7 protein-coding genes are annotated in these 15,900 nt (G+C 70.1%); 6 read left to right on the top strand and 1 reads right to left on the bottom strand.

Annotated elements, in window-relative coordinates:
* The first annotated feature begins 155 nt into the window (after nucleotides 1–155).
* The 5 genes from KUTG_RS20330 to sbnA all read left to right on the top strand — a co-directional run bounded on the left by KUTG_RS20330 (nucleotide 156) and on the right by sbnA (nucleotide 8,379).
* Complete coding sequence (locus KUTG_RS20330; protein ID WP_232240873.1) at nucleotides 156–2,750, top strand: Pls/PosA family non-ribosomal peptide synthetase; 2,595 nt, start codon at nucleotides 156–158, stop codon at nucleotides 2,748–2,750.
* Nucleotides 2,635–5,100: a non-ribosomal peptide synthetase gene (locus KUTG_RS20325; RefSeq protein WP_084579568.1), complete on the top strand. Its 2,466-nt coding sequence runs from the start codon at nucleotides 2,635–2,637 to the stop codon at nucleotides 5,098–5,100. The genes KUTG_RS20330 and KUTG_RS20325 overlap by 116 nt, the downstream gene beginning before the upstream one ends.
* 259 nt (nucleotides 5,101–5,359) lie before the next feature.
* Nucleotides 5,360–6,286, top strand: a complete 927-nt coding sequence (locus KUTG_RS20320) for a TauD/TfdA family dioxygenase (RefSeq protein ID WP_232241466.1) — start codon at nucleotides 5,360–5,362, stop codon at nucleotides 6,284–6,286.
* Nucleotides 6,283–7,353, top strand: a complete 1,071-nt coding sequence (gene sbnB, locus KUTG_RS20315) for a 2,3-diaminopropionate biosynthesis protein SbnB (protein ID WP_198047240.1) — start codon at nucleotides 6,283–6,285, stop codon at nucleotides 7,351–7,353. Before KUTG_RS20320 ends, sbnB begins: the two co-directional genes overlap by 4 nt.
* A 48-nt stretch (nucleotides 7,354–7,401) precedes the next feature.
* Nucleotides 7,402–8,379: a 2,3-diaminopropionate biosynthesis protein SbnA gene (gene sbnA / locus KUTG_RS20310; protein ID WP_043718825.1), complete on the top strand. Its 978-nt coding sequence runs from the start codon at nucleotides 7,402–7,404 to the stop codon at nucleotides 8,377–8,379.
* On the opposite strand, the gene KUTG_RS20305 is transcribed toward sbnA, so the two are convergent.
* Nucleotides 8,373–10,685, bottom strand: coding sequence for an ATP-binding protein (locus KUTG_RS20305; RefSeq protein ID WP_043718824.1), 2,313 nt, complete (start codon nucleotides 10,683–10,685; stop codon nucleotides 8,373–8,375). The genes sbnA and KUTG_RS20305 overlap by 7 nt on opposite strands.
* A 705-nt stretch (nucleotides 10,686–11,390) precedes the next feature.
* Between KUTG_RS20305 and KUTG_RS20300 the strand changes: the two genes are divergently transcribed.
* Nucleotides 11,391–15,839: a type I polyketide synthase gene (locus KUTG_RS20300; RefSeq protein WP_052396632.1), complete on the top strand. Its 4,449-nt coding sequence runs from the start codon at nucleotides 11,391–11,393 to the stop codon at nucleotides 15,837–15,839.
* Nucleotides 15,840–15,900 lie beyond the last annotated feature (61 nt).

Below are 15,900 nucleotides of genomic sequence, written 5' to 3'. Positions count from 1 at the left end.
TACCGGAGCCGGCTCGGGGTAAGGAAAGGCTGCATACAGGGCCAGACGGCGACGCTGACGACATTCGGCCAGCGCGCGCCGCTGCACGCCAGGGTTGCGCCGGCCACAACCGCGGTGCAACCCGAACGCAAGTGGTGGGCGCTGTGGTTTGTGCTGTGACGGAATCCGCTGACATGGCGGCCGATCGCCTTACGGCGGTCCTTGCCGAGACACTGGCCGATGTCCTGCGCGTCGACCAGGTGCCGGTCGACGGCCACTTCTTCGACGACCTGGGCGCCAACTCGTTGGTCATGGCGCACTTCTGCGCCCTGGTCAGGAAAAGGGCCGACCTGCCGTCGGTGTCGATGAAGGACGTCTACCGCAACCCGACGATCGGTGGACTCGCTTCGGCACTCGGCGGGGCGACGCGTTCGGCCGTCGAGCCGTCCGCCGTCGAGCCGACCGAGCACAGGGGGCACGGGAGCACGCCGCGGTACCTGCTCTGCGGCGTGCTGCAATTCCTGATTTTCCTGGGCTATTCCTCTGTCGCCGCGGTGGCGACCACGCAGGGCTACGGGTGGGTCGGCGCCAGCTCCGGTGTGGTCGACATCTACGTGCGGTCGGTCCTGTTCGGCGGCGCCGGCTTCGTCGGCATGTGTGTCTTCCCCATTGTGGCGAAGTGGCTCGTCGTCGGTCGGTGGAAAGCCGGCGAGTTCCCCGTCTGGGGCCTCGCCTACGTGCGTTTCTGGGTGGTCAAGGCACTGCTGCACGCCAACCCGATGATCTTCTTCGTGGGCAGCCCGCTGTACGTGCTGTACCTGCGGGCACTCGGTGCGCGGATCGGCAAGGGCGTCACCATCCTGTCCCGCAACGTTCCCGTCTGCACCGACCTGCTGGCGGTCGGCGCCGGCTCGGTGATCCGCAAGGACTCGTTCGTCCAGTGCTACCGGGCGCACGCCGGACATATCCAGACCGGCCCGGTCACCCTCGGCCGGGACGTCCTCGTCGGCGAGAAGACCGTGCTCGACATCAACACCTCGATGGGCGACGGAGCGCAGCTCGGCCACACCTCGGCGTTGCACAGCGGCCAGTCGGTGCCGGCCGGCCAGCGGTGGCACGGTTCCCCGGCGCAGCGCACGGAGCTGAACTACCTGAGGGTTGCTCCGGCGAGCTGCGGCACGGCGCGCAGGGTCGGCTTTGGCCTCGTCAGTCTGCTTCAGACGTTGCTGCTGTACGTGCCGCTGGTCGTCGGGGGCGGGCAGGTGGTGGCCCAGGAGGTGCCGGCGCTGGACGCGGTGCTCGCCCAGGGCACCGAGGCGATCGCGTCGGCGGATCTGTGGACCGATGCGTTGATCCTGTCACTCGCGCTGTTCCTCGGTTTTGTCGTCGCCGGCTTCGTCGCCGCGTTCGGCGTCGCGCGCCTGCTGAACCTGATGCTCAAGCCGGACAAGGTCTATCCGCTCTACGGCCTGCACTACTCCACCCACCGGGCGATCGCGCGCCTGACCACCATGAAGTCCTTCGCCTGGTTCTTCGGCGACAGCTCCTACATCGTCAACTATCTGCGCGGCCTGGGGTACGACCTGTCCACGGTCGAGCAGACCGGCTCGAACTTCGGCACGGACGTGCGCCACGACAACCCGTACCTGAGTGCCGTCGGCCGCGGCACGATGGTCGCCGACGGGCTGTCGATCATCAACGCCGACTTCTCCAGCACGTCCTTCCGCGTGTCCCGGGCGGTGATCGGGCCGCACAATTTCCTCGGCAACCACATTGCCTACCCGGCGGGCGGACGTACCGGCGACAACTGCCTGCTGGCCACGAAGGTGATGGTCCCGCTGGACGGCGAGGTCCGCGCGGGCGTCGGGCTGCTCGGCTCGCCGTCCTTCGAGATCCCGCGGTCCGTGGACCGCGACGGCCGGTTCGACCAGCTGCGCGCCGGCGACGAGTTGCGGCGGCGTCTCGCCGCGAAGAACCGATACAACATCGGCACGATGGCGATCTTCCTGTTCCTGAGGTGGCTGCACGTGTACCTGCTCACGGTGCTCGGCCTCGCGTCCGTCGACCTGGCCGACGAGCTCGACGGCCTGGCCATCGCCATGATCCCTCTGCTCGGCCTCGTGATCACGACCGGCTACTTCGTGTTCGTCGAGCGCGTCACCGCGCGGTTCCGGCCGCTGCGGCCGCGGTTGTGCTCCATCTACGACCCGTACTTCTGGTGGCACGAGCGCCTCTGGAAGGTACCCGACCACTACCTCAACGTCTTCAACGGCACCCCGTTCAAGAACGCCGTGTGGCGGCTGCTCGGCGCTCGCTTCGGCAGCAGGGTCTTCGACGACGGCTGCTACCTGACGGAGCGGACGCTGACGAACATCGGCGACGACTGCACGCTCAACGCGGGAAGCAAGATCCAATGCCACTCGCAGGAGGACGGCACCTTCAAGTCCGACCACAGCACGATCGGCGCCGGCTGCACCCTCGGCGTCGGGGCGCTCGTCCACTACGGCGTGACGATGGGCGAGGGTGCGGTGCTCGCCGCCGACTCCTTCCTCATGAAGGGCGAGGAGATCCCGCCCCGCGGACGGTGGGGCGGAAACCCGGCCACGCCGGACGCGAGCGGTGTGGCGACGGTGACGGTGACGGAAGGAAAAGTCAATGGCAACGCCAACGGAGTCCGGCCGGGAGTTCTGGCGCGGCGTGCTTCTCGCCGGCGGCTCCACCACGATCCCACGGTGGACGCGCACGGCGGTGACGGGTGTCGCCGAGCATGACTCGACGATCCCCGACGACGTCACGACCGCGCTGAGCCGGCTGGCGGACGAGCTGGCGGTGCCGGCGAGTTCGGTGCAGCTGGCGGCCCATGCCAAGGTGCTCGCCGCGCTGTGCGGCGAGCGGGAGATCGTGACCGGCTACGTCGCGGAGCGCGGCGGTCCGCCGTTGCCCTGCCGGCTGGCGATCGAACGGGACACATGGCGGACACTGCTGCGCGACGTTCGGCGCACCGAGTCGGAACTGCTGGCGCACAAAGACTTTCCGGTCGAGGAGTGCGGACGTGAGCTGGGCGTGACCGAGCAGGCGTTCGAGGTCGTGTTCGATCCGACCGGCGACGGCGATCTCACCGGCCGGACCGCGCTGCGGGTGGGCGTCGTGCGCCAGGCCGGACGAGTGGTGCTGCGGCTGCGGTATCGGACCGATGTCCTCGACGCCGCCTGCGCCGCCAGGATCGCCGGCTACCACCGCACCGCGCTCGCGCTGCTCGCCGCCGATCCGGATGCCGAGCACGGGCCGCAGAGTCTGCTGTCCGCCGAGGAGTTCCGCTGGCAACTCGACGAACTCGCCGGCCCGCGCCGGGAACTGCCGGACCGTCGGTTCCATGAGCTGTTCGAGCGGCGGGTACGGATGCACCCGGAAGCCGTCGCCGTCGTGCACGGCGATCGGCGACTGACCTATCGGGAGCTCAATGCCAGGGCCAACCGGCTGGCGCGAGCCCTGCTGGCGCGCGGGCTGCGCCGCGAAGGCGCCGTCGCGGTGATGACCGAGCGTAACCTGGACTGGACGGCCGCCGTCATCGCGGTCTTCAAGGCCGGCGGCGTGTACCTGCCGATCGAACCGCACCTGCCGGCCGACCGCGTCACGGCCATGCTCCGCCGTGCCGGCTGCGGGCTCGTGCTGACCGAACTCGGCAGCACCCGTTCGCTCGACCGCGACCTCGACATGCTGTCCCGGACCGAGTTGATCTTCATCGACGCGGTCTACGGACAGCCGTACGCCGATGGCGATCTCGGTGTCGGCGTCGCGCCGGAGCAGCTCGCCTACATCTATTTCACCTCCGGCTCCACCGGCGAGCCCAAGGGCGCGATGTGCGAGCACGCGGGCATGCTCAACCACCTCTATGCCAAGATCGACGACCTGGGAATCGCCGCGGGCCACGTGGTCGCCCAGACCGCGCCCCAGTGCTTCGACATCTCGCTGTGGCAGCTGCTGTCCGCGCTGCTGGTCGGCGGGCGGACCCTCCTGGTCGGGCAGGAGACGATCCTGGACGTCGAGCGGTTCGTGGACACGATCGTGCGCGGTCGGGTCGCCGTGGTGCAGGTCGTGCCGTCCTACCTCCACGTCGTGCTGGCCTGGCTGGAGCACAACCCGTGCCGGCTGCCGGACCTGCGGTTCGTGTCGGTCACCGGCGAGGAGCTGCGCAAGGACCTCACGCGGCGCTGGTTCGCCGCCCAACCGGGGATCAGGCTGGTCAACGCGTACGGGCTGACCGAGACCTCGGACGACACCCACCACGAGGTGATGGCCGCGCCGCCGGACCGGGACCGGGTTCCGCTCGGTCGGTGCGTCAACAACGTGCGCGCGTACGTGGTCGACGAGCACCTGTCGCCGGTGCCGCTCGGCGCCCCCGGCGCGATCGTGTTCTCCGGGGTCTGCGTCGGCCGGGGCTACGTCAACGATCCGGAGAGCACCCGGTCGGCCTTCATGGCGGATCCAAACCGGGAGGGCGAACGCCTCTTCTGGAGCGGCGACTACGGCTGCTGGCTGCCCGACGGCAAGCTGGAGTTCATCGGCCGCCGTGACCATCAGGTCAAGATCCGTGGCTTCCGGGTCGAGATCGGCGAGATCGAGGGAGTCCTGTCGCGGGTGCCCGGTGTCCGTGCCGGTGTGGTGGTCGTCGTCCGACGGGCCGGCCTGAGCGACCATCTGGTGGCCTACTATCACGGCCCCGCACCGGTGGCTGTCGACGTGCTGCGGGGCCGGCTGGCGGAATCGCTGCCCGGGCACATGGTTCCCGGCGCGTTCGGATGGCTGGAGAATCTGCCACTGACCGCCAACGGCAAGATCGATCGAAAGACGTTGGCGATGCGCGCCGCGGAGCGTGCCGCCGCCGAGCCGGATCGCGACGCGCCGAGCACGCCGACCGAGCGGCGGCTGGCGGTCGCGTGGGCGAAGGTGCTCGGCATGCGGGCGGACCGGATCAACCGGCACGACCACTTCTTCGACCGGGGCGGCACGTCGCTGGCGGCGGTGCAGTTGGTGATCAGCCTTGACCGCGCGGTGTCCCTGGGTGACGTCACCCGCAACCCGGTGCTCGCCGACCTGGCCGAGCTGTTGGCTTCCACATGACTACCGATCCCCAACCCGGAGAGGGTGAGGCCCCATGAGTACCAGCCCCCAGCCCGCCGCCAACCCAGGAGAGCGCGAGGCCCCGCCGATGCCTGGACCGTCGCCGGATTTCGGTCGCCGCCACCCACCGCACCGCGCCACCCGAGCCGACGCGGCGATCGAAATCCGGACAGGGAAGGCATCGGCCCCCAAGGGGCCGAGCCGCGACGCCGAAGGCGGCGCCAACAACACAGTCGACCTGCGACCGGGCACACCGCCGATGCTGTGGGCCGACGACGCCGGCGACGCGCTGCAGTGGACGGCCGAGCATCGGGGCGGACTGCGCGCCGTGGTCACCGAGTACGGCTCACTACTGGTCCGTGGTCTCGGGCTCCAGGACGTGGAAGACGCCGCCGCCGTCTTCCGGCGGCTGGCGACCAGCCTGATGACCGAGAGGGAGACGTTCGCCCCCCGGCGGGTCCACGTCGACGGCGTGTACTCCTCGTCACCGTGGCCGTCGGGCGAGCCGATGTGCATGCATCACGAGCTGAGCTACGCGGTGGAGTTCCCCGGGCTGATGCTGTTCGCATGCCTGTGCGCCCCGACCGCCGGCGGGGCGACGACGGTCGCCGACTCGGCGGCCGTGCTCGACACGCTGCCCACCGAGTTGGTGGGACGGTTCGAGCGGGAGGGCTGGTTGCTCGTGCGCAACTACAGCGGCGAGATCGGGGCATCGGTCGCGGAGGCGTTCGGCACCGACGACCGGGCTGCTGTCGAGAACTACTGCCGGGCCAACGCGATCGAGTACGAGTGGCGGCCCGACGGCGGGCTGCGCACCCGGCAGCGCCGCCGTGCCGTGGTGCGCCATCCGGTGACCGGCCGGCGTTGCTGGTTCAACCAGATCGCGTTCCTCAACGAGTGGACGATGGTCCCCGAGGTGCGCGAATACCTCGTGGACGTCTACGGCGCCGACGGGCTGCCGTTCACCACCCGCTTCGGCGACGGCGACCCGGTCGACGCCGGGATCGTGCGGCTGCTCGACGATGCCTACGAGGCCACCACGCTGTGTGAGCCATGGCGGGCCGGCGACCTCCTGCTCGTGGACAACGTCCGCACCGCGCACGGCAGGCAACCCTTCGAGGGACCGCGGAACGTGCTGGTCGCGATGGCCGACCCGATGCGCACGCCCGAGGTGAGCAACGGATGACCAGGATCCAGCCCGCCGCGACGAACTTCCCGATGTCCGAGCCCGCCATCACGCCGACGTTCGCCGTGATCTCCGGCGCCCAGGTGCAGCACGTGCTGCGGGGGCGCGAGAACCAGGTCGTGGAGGTGATCGACGACGCCTACCGGCTGCACTGCTTCGGCGGCTCGGTGAACCCGCTGCCCTGTTTCCTGCGCCTGCCCGACCGACCGTCCTCTCGGATCAGCGCGCTGCCCGCGTCGATCAGCGGCCAGATGCGGGTGGACGGCCTGAAGTGGATCTCCAGCTTCCCCGGCAACGTGGCAGCCGACATCCCTCGGGCGTCGGCCGTGCTGATCCTCAACAACCACGACACCGGCTACCCGTTCGCCTGCATGGAAGGCTCGATCATCAGCGCCACCAGGACGGCGGCGTTGGCGGCGCTGGCGGCCGAGTGGCTCGGCTGCGCCCGGCTGCGCCCGACCCGGATCGGGTTCTTCGGGGCGGGGCTGATCGCCCGCTACATCCACACCTATCTGATCGGCACCGGCTGGTCGTTCGACGAAACCGGCGTGTACGACCTGTCCGCGGACAGCGTGGCCGGCTTTCGCGGCTACCTCGAGCGGTCGGGCGCCGCCGGCCGGATCACCGGGCACGACAGCGCCGAGCAGTTGATCCGAGCCAGCGACCTGGTGGTCTTCGCCACCGTCGCCACCACGCCGCACATCAGCGACCTTTCCTGGTTCGAGCACAATCCGTTGGTGCTGCACATGTCCCTGCGCGATCTCGCGCCGGAGGTCGTGCTCGCCTCGGTCAACATCGTCGACGACGTCGAGCACTGCCTGACGGCCAACACCTCGATGTCGCTGGCCGAGCGCGTGGCGGGCAACCGGGAATTCCTGTGCGGCACGCTGGACGACGTGATGGACGGACGGGTGGCTCTGCCGATGGACAGGCCGCTGGTGTTCTCGCCGTTCGGCCTCGGCGTGCTCGACCTGGCGCTGGGCAAGTACGTCTACGACGAGGTGGCGCGCAACGGCGAACTGCGCCTCGTCGACGACTTCTTCCACGAACTGCGCCGGTACGGATGACCGACCGGGCACTTCGCCCCAGTTCGCCACGCAGATGAGGAGGCTATCGTGGGGGTCGTTTCCGTTCCCCAGGACTTCAACGAGGAGGAGCTGTTCGTCGACGTCCGGCCGATCCTCGGGCGTCCGCTCTTCCTGAAATGCGAGGGGTTCAACTTCGCGGGCTCGATCAAGCTGAAGGCCGCGACGGCGATGGTGCGGGCCGCGGAGCGGGACGGCGTGCTGACGCCACGGTCCGTGCTGGTCGAGTCGTCGTCCGGGAACCTGGGCGTGGCGCTCAGCGTGATCGCGGCCACCGCGGCATACCGGTTCCTGTGCGTGACCGACTCCCGCTGCAATCTGTCGGCCAGGCGGCTGATGGAGGCATTGGGCAGCCAGGTGCACGTCATCACCAAGCCCAAGCCCGGCGGCGACTTCCTCGGCGCGCGGATCGACCACGTCCGCGCGCTGTGTGCCTCCGACGACCGGTACGTGTGGCTCGACCAGTACACGAACCCGGAGAACTGGCGGGCGCACTGCCGCACGACGGCGCCGGCGATCGCCCGCCAGTTCCCGCGACTGGACGTGCTGTTCGTCGGCGCGGGCACCACCGGAACCCTGATGGGCTGTGCGCGGTACTTCCGGGCGTGGCACCGAAGAGTGCGCGTCGTCGCGGTGGACAGCGTCGGTTCGGCCATCTTCGGCGGTGCGCCGGGCAGACGGATGATTCCGGGACTCGGCGCGAGCGTCCGTCCGCCGCTGCTCGATGAGTTCTATGTGGACGAAGTGGTGCGGGCCGACGAGGCTGACGCCATCCGGGCCTGCCATCGGCTCGCCAGCAGCGGATTCCTGTTCGGCGGTTCGACCGGCTCGGTGGTCAGCGGCGCGATGGACTGGCTGTCCCGGCACGACACACGGGGACTCACCGCGGTGGCGATCGCCCCGGACCTCGGTGAGCGCTATCTCGACACCGTGTACCAGAGCAACTGGCTGCACGACCTCTACGGCCCGGCCGTGCTCGGCTCCGACGCGCTGACGGGCGTTCAGTGAGCCGGCCGGCGCTCGTTGACCCAGGCGGCGACCTGCGCGCGGGAGGTGAAGCCGAGCTTGGTGAGGATGTGTTCGACGTGGCCCTCGGCGGTGCGTAGGGCGATGACGAGGCGGCCGGCGATGTCCTTGTTGGACAGTCCGTCGGCGATGAGCTCGGCCACCTGGAACTCGCGTTTGGTCAGCGGTGTCTGCAGCGGTGCGACCTGGGGCTTGGTGGTGTCCTCGGTGCTCCGCATCGTGTCACCCAGCGCGTAGGCGACCGCCTCGTCGAGCGTGAGTTCGGTACCCCGGCGGAAGCCGGCCTCGTACCCCGCGTCCCCGAGCGCGCTGCGAGTGAGCTCCGTGCAGGTCTGGTGGGGAGCGTTGAAATACTTCGATCCGAACAGGGGAAGGCCGACCGACGACCAGATGGTGCGGGCGGCGCCCTGCAACACCGCGGCTCGGGGTGCCGTGTCCGTCAACGCCTCCAGCAGCGCGAGCAGTTCGATGGGCAGCACGATGCCCACGAGGTCGCGGAAGGTGTAGTTGATGCGGACGCACTCCCGTGCGTGACGGATCGCCTGACTCAGGTCGCCCTTGGTGCACGCCGCGAAGGCCAGCACATACAGCGAGTAGGAGTAGGCCCACCGCTCGCCGTGCGCCAGGCAGACGCGCTGTATCTGCAGGCAGACCTCGACCGCCTTGTCGAGGTCGCCGCGGAAGGCGGAGACCATGGCCAGCTCGACCCGAGCCATGATCACATTGCTGTTCAGCTCGCCGAACGCGGCGTAGCGCCGGACCGCCTCCTCGAACAGCGCCTGGGCGCGAACGTGTTGACCGGTCAACAATGCGACGCAGCCGAGTCGGTGCACCGCGTAGGCCGTCGGCAGGTCGCTGTCCAGCACGTCCGCCATCGCCCGGCACTCGTGCAGCATCGTCGTCGCGGCGGCGAAGTCGCCCTGCAGGATGCACAGGTAGCCGTTGACCCACAGCGCCTTGGCCCGTGCGTGGCTCGGCTCGGTGTTCTGGGCCAGCGCGCGGTCCAGCCAGCGGCGGCCCTCGGCGAGGAAGCCACAGCCGACCCAGTAGAACCACAGCGTGCCGGCCAGCTCCAGTCCGACCTGGGACTGGCCCGGTGCGGTGAGGCAGAACTCCAGCGCGGCGCGAAGGTTGGCGTGTTCCGCCCACGTGCGTCGAAACGTCCGCTCCTGGTCCTGACCGAACCAGTCCCGCTCGCACGACTGGGCCACCCGGAGGTACCAGTCGCGGTGCCGACGGCGCAACGTCATTGGCTCGTCGTCCTCGGCCAGCCGGTCCGCGCCGAACTGCCGCAACGTGTCCAACATTCGGTAGCGCACGCCCTCCGGGCCGCGCTCGTAGGTCAGCACCGACTTCTCGACCAGTCCCGTCGCCACGTCGAGAACCTCGCCGGGGCAGATGCTGTCGCCGGAACAGATCATTTCCGCCGCCCGCAGGTCGAAGCTCCCGGCGAAGACGGATGCCCTGGCCCACAACAGTCGCTCCTGACGGGTGCACAGGTCGTAGCTCCACTCGACGGTCGCGAGCAGGGCCCGGTGCCGGGGCGACCCGCCCCAGCGCCGGGTGATCAGCAGTTGGTAGCGGTCGTGCAGGCGGTCCAGGATCTGGTGGAGCCCCAGCACGCGAACCCGTACCGCCGCCAGTTCGATCGCCAACGGGATCCCGTCGAGCCGGTGGCACAGCGTCGCGACCTGAGTCCAGTTGGCCGAGGTGAGCTCGAAGTCCGGTGCCGCGGCCGACGCCCGGGTCGCGAACAGCGTCACGGCGGGATACCGGTTGCGCGCGTTCGGCGGCAACGGGTGTTCGGGGTTTGGTGTCTGCAGCGGCGGGATGGGCAGGATGTGTTCCCCGCGAGCCCGCAGCGGCTGCCGGCTGGTCACCAGCACGCGCAGTCCCGGCGCGGCGTCCAGCACTGTCTCGACGAGGAGGGCGCACGCGTCCACCAGGTGCTCGCAGCCGTCCAACACCAGCAACAGTCGTCGATCGCGCAGGTGGTCGGCGAGGACCGCGGACACCTCGTGCCCAGTGTCGTCATATGCGTTCAGCGTCTCTGCCACCGTGTGCGCCACCAGGTCGCGATCGTCGAGCCCGGAGAGCTGGACGAGCCACGCCCCGTCGGTGAAGGACCGCCGCAGCTCGCGGGCGACGCGCAGGGCGACCCTGGTCTTGCCGACGCCGCCCATCCCGGTGAGCGTGACCAGCGGGCATTGCGACACCAACTGCTTGGCGTCGGAGATCTCCCGCTGGCGGCCGACGAAGCTGGTGACCTCAGCCGGAATGTTGCCCATCCGCCGCCGCGTCGATGAGCCCGCTGGTTCCGTCACGTTGCCCGCCAAAGAATCTACTGGATGATCGCCAGCGTCGACGGGTCAGCTTCCGACGTCGATGGTCCACTGGGTCGCCGTCCGCTGCGCGCTGCCTGGTCACCTCCGGTGAAACCACGGCCGTACGGTAGGGGCCAAGTCATGGCACGTCAACGGGCGTACCTAGCCTAATTTGAGTCCTTTGGCGACCGATTCATGTCAATGGCGCGAAGGTGCCGACGACGCTGAGCGGCACACGGGGCCGGAGAACGGACCGGCGGGCTTTCGCGCAACCTTGTTGTGGGGCGCCGGCGCACTCCACCGCCGGCGGCCCGAAGCCGCGGCGAGGTGGCCACCGGTATGGCCTCTTGGAGGCCGCTGCCAACCAGTGGAATCTGGGACTCGTCGGACAAGTGCGAGCCGTCGGGAGTGCGCACCCGATGTCTCGCACGGAAAGGAGGTGTTCGGCTGACAACGACGCGGTGCGTCTCGGAGATCCGACCAAGTACACGAGCATAGCTCGGAGATACTGCGGGGCCAGCTGCATGGCCCCCTTCTGCGGGTCGGCCACCGGCAACAGACTGTGGACGTGGATCTTCATCGTGGCGAGGCCGCGCGTCGTTGCACGACTTCGGCTTGCCGGGCAGAGCACCGGGTTCGGCGTCTGGGCAGGGTGGCCGGGTGAGCGACATGGCTGTCGTCGGTTTGGCGTGCAGATTTCCGGGCGCGGCCGATGTGGGGCAGTACTGGCGAATGATTCTCAGGGCGGAACGGCAGTTCGACGCGATTCCGCCCGATCGCTGGCGACACGAGACATTCCACGATCCACACGATCGCCGCTCTCCGCACACGGCCTACACCGACCAGGTCGCCTTCCTCGATGACGTCGAGCGGTTCGCGACCGTGCACTACAACATCCCGCCCCGGCGGGCCGTCGCGATGGACCCGCAGCACAGGTTGTTCATCGATCTCGCGCGGGAGTCGTTGCAGGACGCGGGATGGGAGCGCCGCCCTTTCGACCGGGCGCACACCGGCGTGTTCATCGGCCTGAACCAGTCCGACTACCAGGCTCTGGCGGCGACGCGACTGCACGCGATGCTGCTCGCCGACGGGTCGCTGCATGGCGGGCAGGACGACGAAGCGCTGCTCGCCGCCGTCCAGGACGCGGCGCAGGGGGCGCTCGCACCGCTCCAGGCGTTCTCGCTGCCCGGCACGTTGCCGAACATGGCGGCGTGCGCGGTCAGCTCGGTCTTCGACCTCGGCGGTCCCGCGTTCGCCGTCGACTCGGCGTGCTCGTCGGCAATGGTCGCGCTCCATGAGGCCATGCACCATCTGCGGGCCGGCACCTGCACGGTCGCGCTGGTCGGTGGAGTCTTCCTCAACCTCACGCCCGACGCTCTGGTCGGCTTGTGCCGCGTCGGGGCTGTGTCGGCGCGCGGGGTGTGCCGTCCCTTCGACCAGCGCGCCGACGGAATGGTGCTCGGCGAGGGCGGCGCCGTCGCGGTGCTGCGGCCGTTGGCGGACGCGGTGCGCGACGGCGACCGGGTGTACGCGGTGATCAAGGGGGTCGGCACGTCGAACGACGGCGCGACCGACGGTCCCGTGACACCTCGGGTCGAGGGACAGTTGGCGGCGTTCCGGGCCGCTTACCGCGACGCCGGCGTCAGCGCGAACACGGTCGAGTTCGTCGAGGCGCACGGCACGGGCACCGCCGTGGGCGACCGAGTGGAGCTCGAGGCGCTGCGCGCGTTGCGGACGGAGGATTCCGAGCGCGCCGCGGCGGAGTGCCAGGTGTCCTCGGTCAAGGCGTTGATCGGGCACACGATGGCGGCGGCCGGCGCCGCCGGGCTGGTGAAGGCCGTGCTGGCGGTGCACAACGCCACGATCCCGCCGCAGCCGGAGACGACGCCCGACGCCGCACTGTTGGACGGTGCGAGGCTCGCGATCGCCGAGCGGGCGCTGCCGTGGCGCAGCGTGCCGCAACACCCGCGACGGGCCGCGGTCAGCTCGTTCGGTTTCGGCGGCACCAACGTCCATGTCGTGCTGGAGGAGGCGCCGCGGCGGCGCACCGCGCGCGCCGACCGACCGGTGCCGTTCCTGCTCACCGCCGACTCGCTGGACTTGCTCGCCGAGCATGTGACGGCGGTGCGCGAACAGATCGTGGCCGACCCCGGACTGACGCCGTCCTCTGTCGCGTACACCCTGGCGACTCGCGCGCCGCTGCCCGCCCGCGTGGCCTTCATTGCGACCAGCCGCAGCGAGTTGATCGATCTGCTCGGCGCCGCCGCGGCGGCGCTGCGTGCGGGCGAGGTCGGCGATCTCGGCAGGGGCATTCACGCCGCGGCGACGCCGCTCGCCGAGCAGGACCGGCAGGTGGCGTTCCTCTACCCGGGGCAGGGCGCACAGCGGGTCGGCATGCTCAGCCAGCTCTACCACGGATTCCGCAGCTTCCGCGGCGAGATCGAGCGGTTGGACGACCGCGTCCACGCCTCGACCGGGACGTCGTTCGCATCCCTGGTCTGGGGGTGGGAATCCGCCCCCGAGATCGCGGAGACGGCTCTCACCGACACCCGCCGCTGTCAGCCGGCCCTCGGCGCGTTGGGCATCGCGACGACCACGTTGCTCGCCGAGTTCGGCATCAGCCCCGACATCACGGTGGGCCACAGCGTCGGCGAGTTCCCCGCCGCGGTCGCCGCCGGGCTGCTCGACCCGGTCGACGCCATCGACTTCCTGGTGCACCGGGCGGAGGCGATTGCCAACGGCGGTAGCCGGGGGGCCGGCGGGATGGTCGCCGTGCAGAGCAGCGAGGAACGGTTCGACGAGCTCACCGCCGGGATCGAGGGGATGTGGCCCGGCTGCTTCAACCATCCGGAGCAGGTGGTCGCCAGCGGCTCGGTGGGCGCGCTGGCGATGCTCACCGAGCGCTGCGCGCGGGCGGGAGTGTCGACAGTGCCGCTGCGCGTCTCGCACGCGTTCCACTCGCCGCTGGTGGCCGACGCCGACGACCTGGTCGCCGAGCAGGTCGCCGAGCTGCCGCTGCGCTCCGGCAGGGTGCTCGTTTCCACGATCAGCGGTCGGGTCTGCACGGATCCGGACGAGTTGCGCGGCTGGTGGCAACGATCCGCGTCATCGCCGGTGCGGTTCGCGGCGGCCAGCCAGGCCGCGGCCGGCGCCGGCGCCCGCGTCTTCGTCCAGGTCTTCGGCGGGAACGGGCTACTCGCCATGGCCCAGCGGTCGATCGCGGACACCACCGGCTGCCACTTCGTCGCCCTGGAGACCGAACCGGATGACGGCCGAGCCTTCCTGTCCGGGCTTGTCCGGCTGGCCGTGCTGGGGCTGCCGGTGGACCTGCTGCCGCTGTTCGGCGACAACGAACGCGACCTGGCCACGCTGCCGCCCTCACCGCTGGCCACCCAGCCGTACTCGATCCGAACCGCGCCGCGCCACCGACCGCCGCGCGGGCGCGTCCGGCCGGTCGCCTCGCCGGGCGGAGCCCTCACCACCACCATCGATCCACCGGAGAACCCCGTGAACGACCTGGTCAACCTCCTCAACGAGGTGCTCGCCGTGCTCCGCACCCTCACCACGGTCGAGCACGCGAACGCCTTGGCACCCGCACGGGACTCACCACCCGTCCGGGACCAGGTGCTCGCCGCGATCGCCGAGATCAGCGTGTACCCGCCGGACCACCTGCGGGGCGGGCAGTCGCTCGGCCGTGATCTCGGGTTCGACTCGATCATGATCGCCGACCTCGGCGCCGTCATCCGCAAGCTGTGGCCCGACCTGTCGCTGGACGGCGAGCGGCTGTCGGCCGACGTCACCATCGACGATCTCGTGCGTCTGGTCGACACGCAGCGCGAACCTCGTGAGCCCGACCTGCCGCGGATCATCGACGCGAAGGCCGAGCCGGTCGACGAGGCGCCGGAGCCGCCGCTGGAGCACATCGACCCGGTCGCGTTCCCCGAGATCGTCGAGTTCGGGGAGCGGGTCCAGCTCGTGGATCGCCTGGGGCTGCGCAACCCGTACTTCGTGACGCACGACGGGATCAACGCCAGCCGCACCCGTGTCGCCGGCACCGAGCTGATCTGCTTCTCCAGCTACAACTACCTCGGGCTGTCCGGGCATCCGACCGTCACCGCGGCTGCGAAGGACGCGGTCGACCGGTACGGGACGTCGGTCTCGGCGGCTCGGATGCTGTCCGGCGATCGACCGCCGCACGCGGAGCTGGACGCCGCCCTCGCCGACCTGCTGGGCACCGAGGCCGCGCTCACGCTGGTGAGTGGCCACGCCACGAACGTCACGGTGATCGGGCATCTGCTCGGGCCCGACGATCTCGTCGTGCATGACGCGCTGATCCACGACAGCGTGCTCCAGGGCTGCCGGCTGTCCGGTGCCACCCGCCGGCCCTTCCCCCACGGCGACCTGGCCGCACTGGACGAGTTACTCAGCCACGCGCGCAGGAAGTTCCGTCGGGTGCTCATCGTCGTCGAGGGCATCTACAGCATGGACGGCGACATCGCCGACCTGCCGGAGCTCATCCAGATCAAGAAGCGGCACGCCGCGATGCTGATGGTCGACGAGGCGCACAGCATCGGCGTGCTGGGCGTCGGTGGCGGGGGAGTCGGCGAACACTTCGGCGTGGACCGCGCCGGCGTCGACATCTGGATGGGCACGCTGTCCAAGGCGTTCGCGAGCTGCGGCGGATACGTGGCCGGCAGCCGCGCGCTCATCGACTACTTCCGGTACACCCTGCCGGGTTTCGTGTACAGCGTGGGCATGACACCGGCGAACGCGGCCGCCGCGCTCGCCGCGGTGCGACAGCTGCGTGCCGAGCCCGACCGGCTGGCCGTGCTGCGGCAGCGCTCGGAGTTGTTCGCCCTGCTCGCGTCGGATGCCGGCATCAACATCGGAGCCAGCAAGGACACTCCGGTGATCCCGTGCATCGTCGGCGCCTCCATGCGCAGCCTCGTGCTTGCCAACGCGCTGTACGACCGCGGCGTCAGCGTGTGCCCGATCGTCCACCCGGCCGTCGAGGAGCAGCAGGCCCGGCTGCGGTTCTTCGTGACGGCGGAGCACACCTCCGAGGAAATCGCCTACACCGTGGGCGTGCTGGCCGACGAGCTCGCCCGGCTCGGCTGAGCGAGCGGCCACCGCCTTCTCCCGACAACGTTCGTGCGCCGGCCGACGCACGAACGTTGTC

This window comes from Kutzneria sp. 744 (assembly GCF_000568255.1).
Lineage (GTDB): Bacteria > Actinomycetota > Actinomycetes > Mycobacteriales > Pseudonocardiaceae > Kutzneria.
The sequence above is the reverse complement of the archived record's forward strand: the minus strand, read 5'-3'. Positions and strand labels throughout refer to the sequence as shown.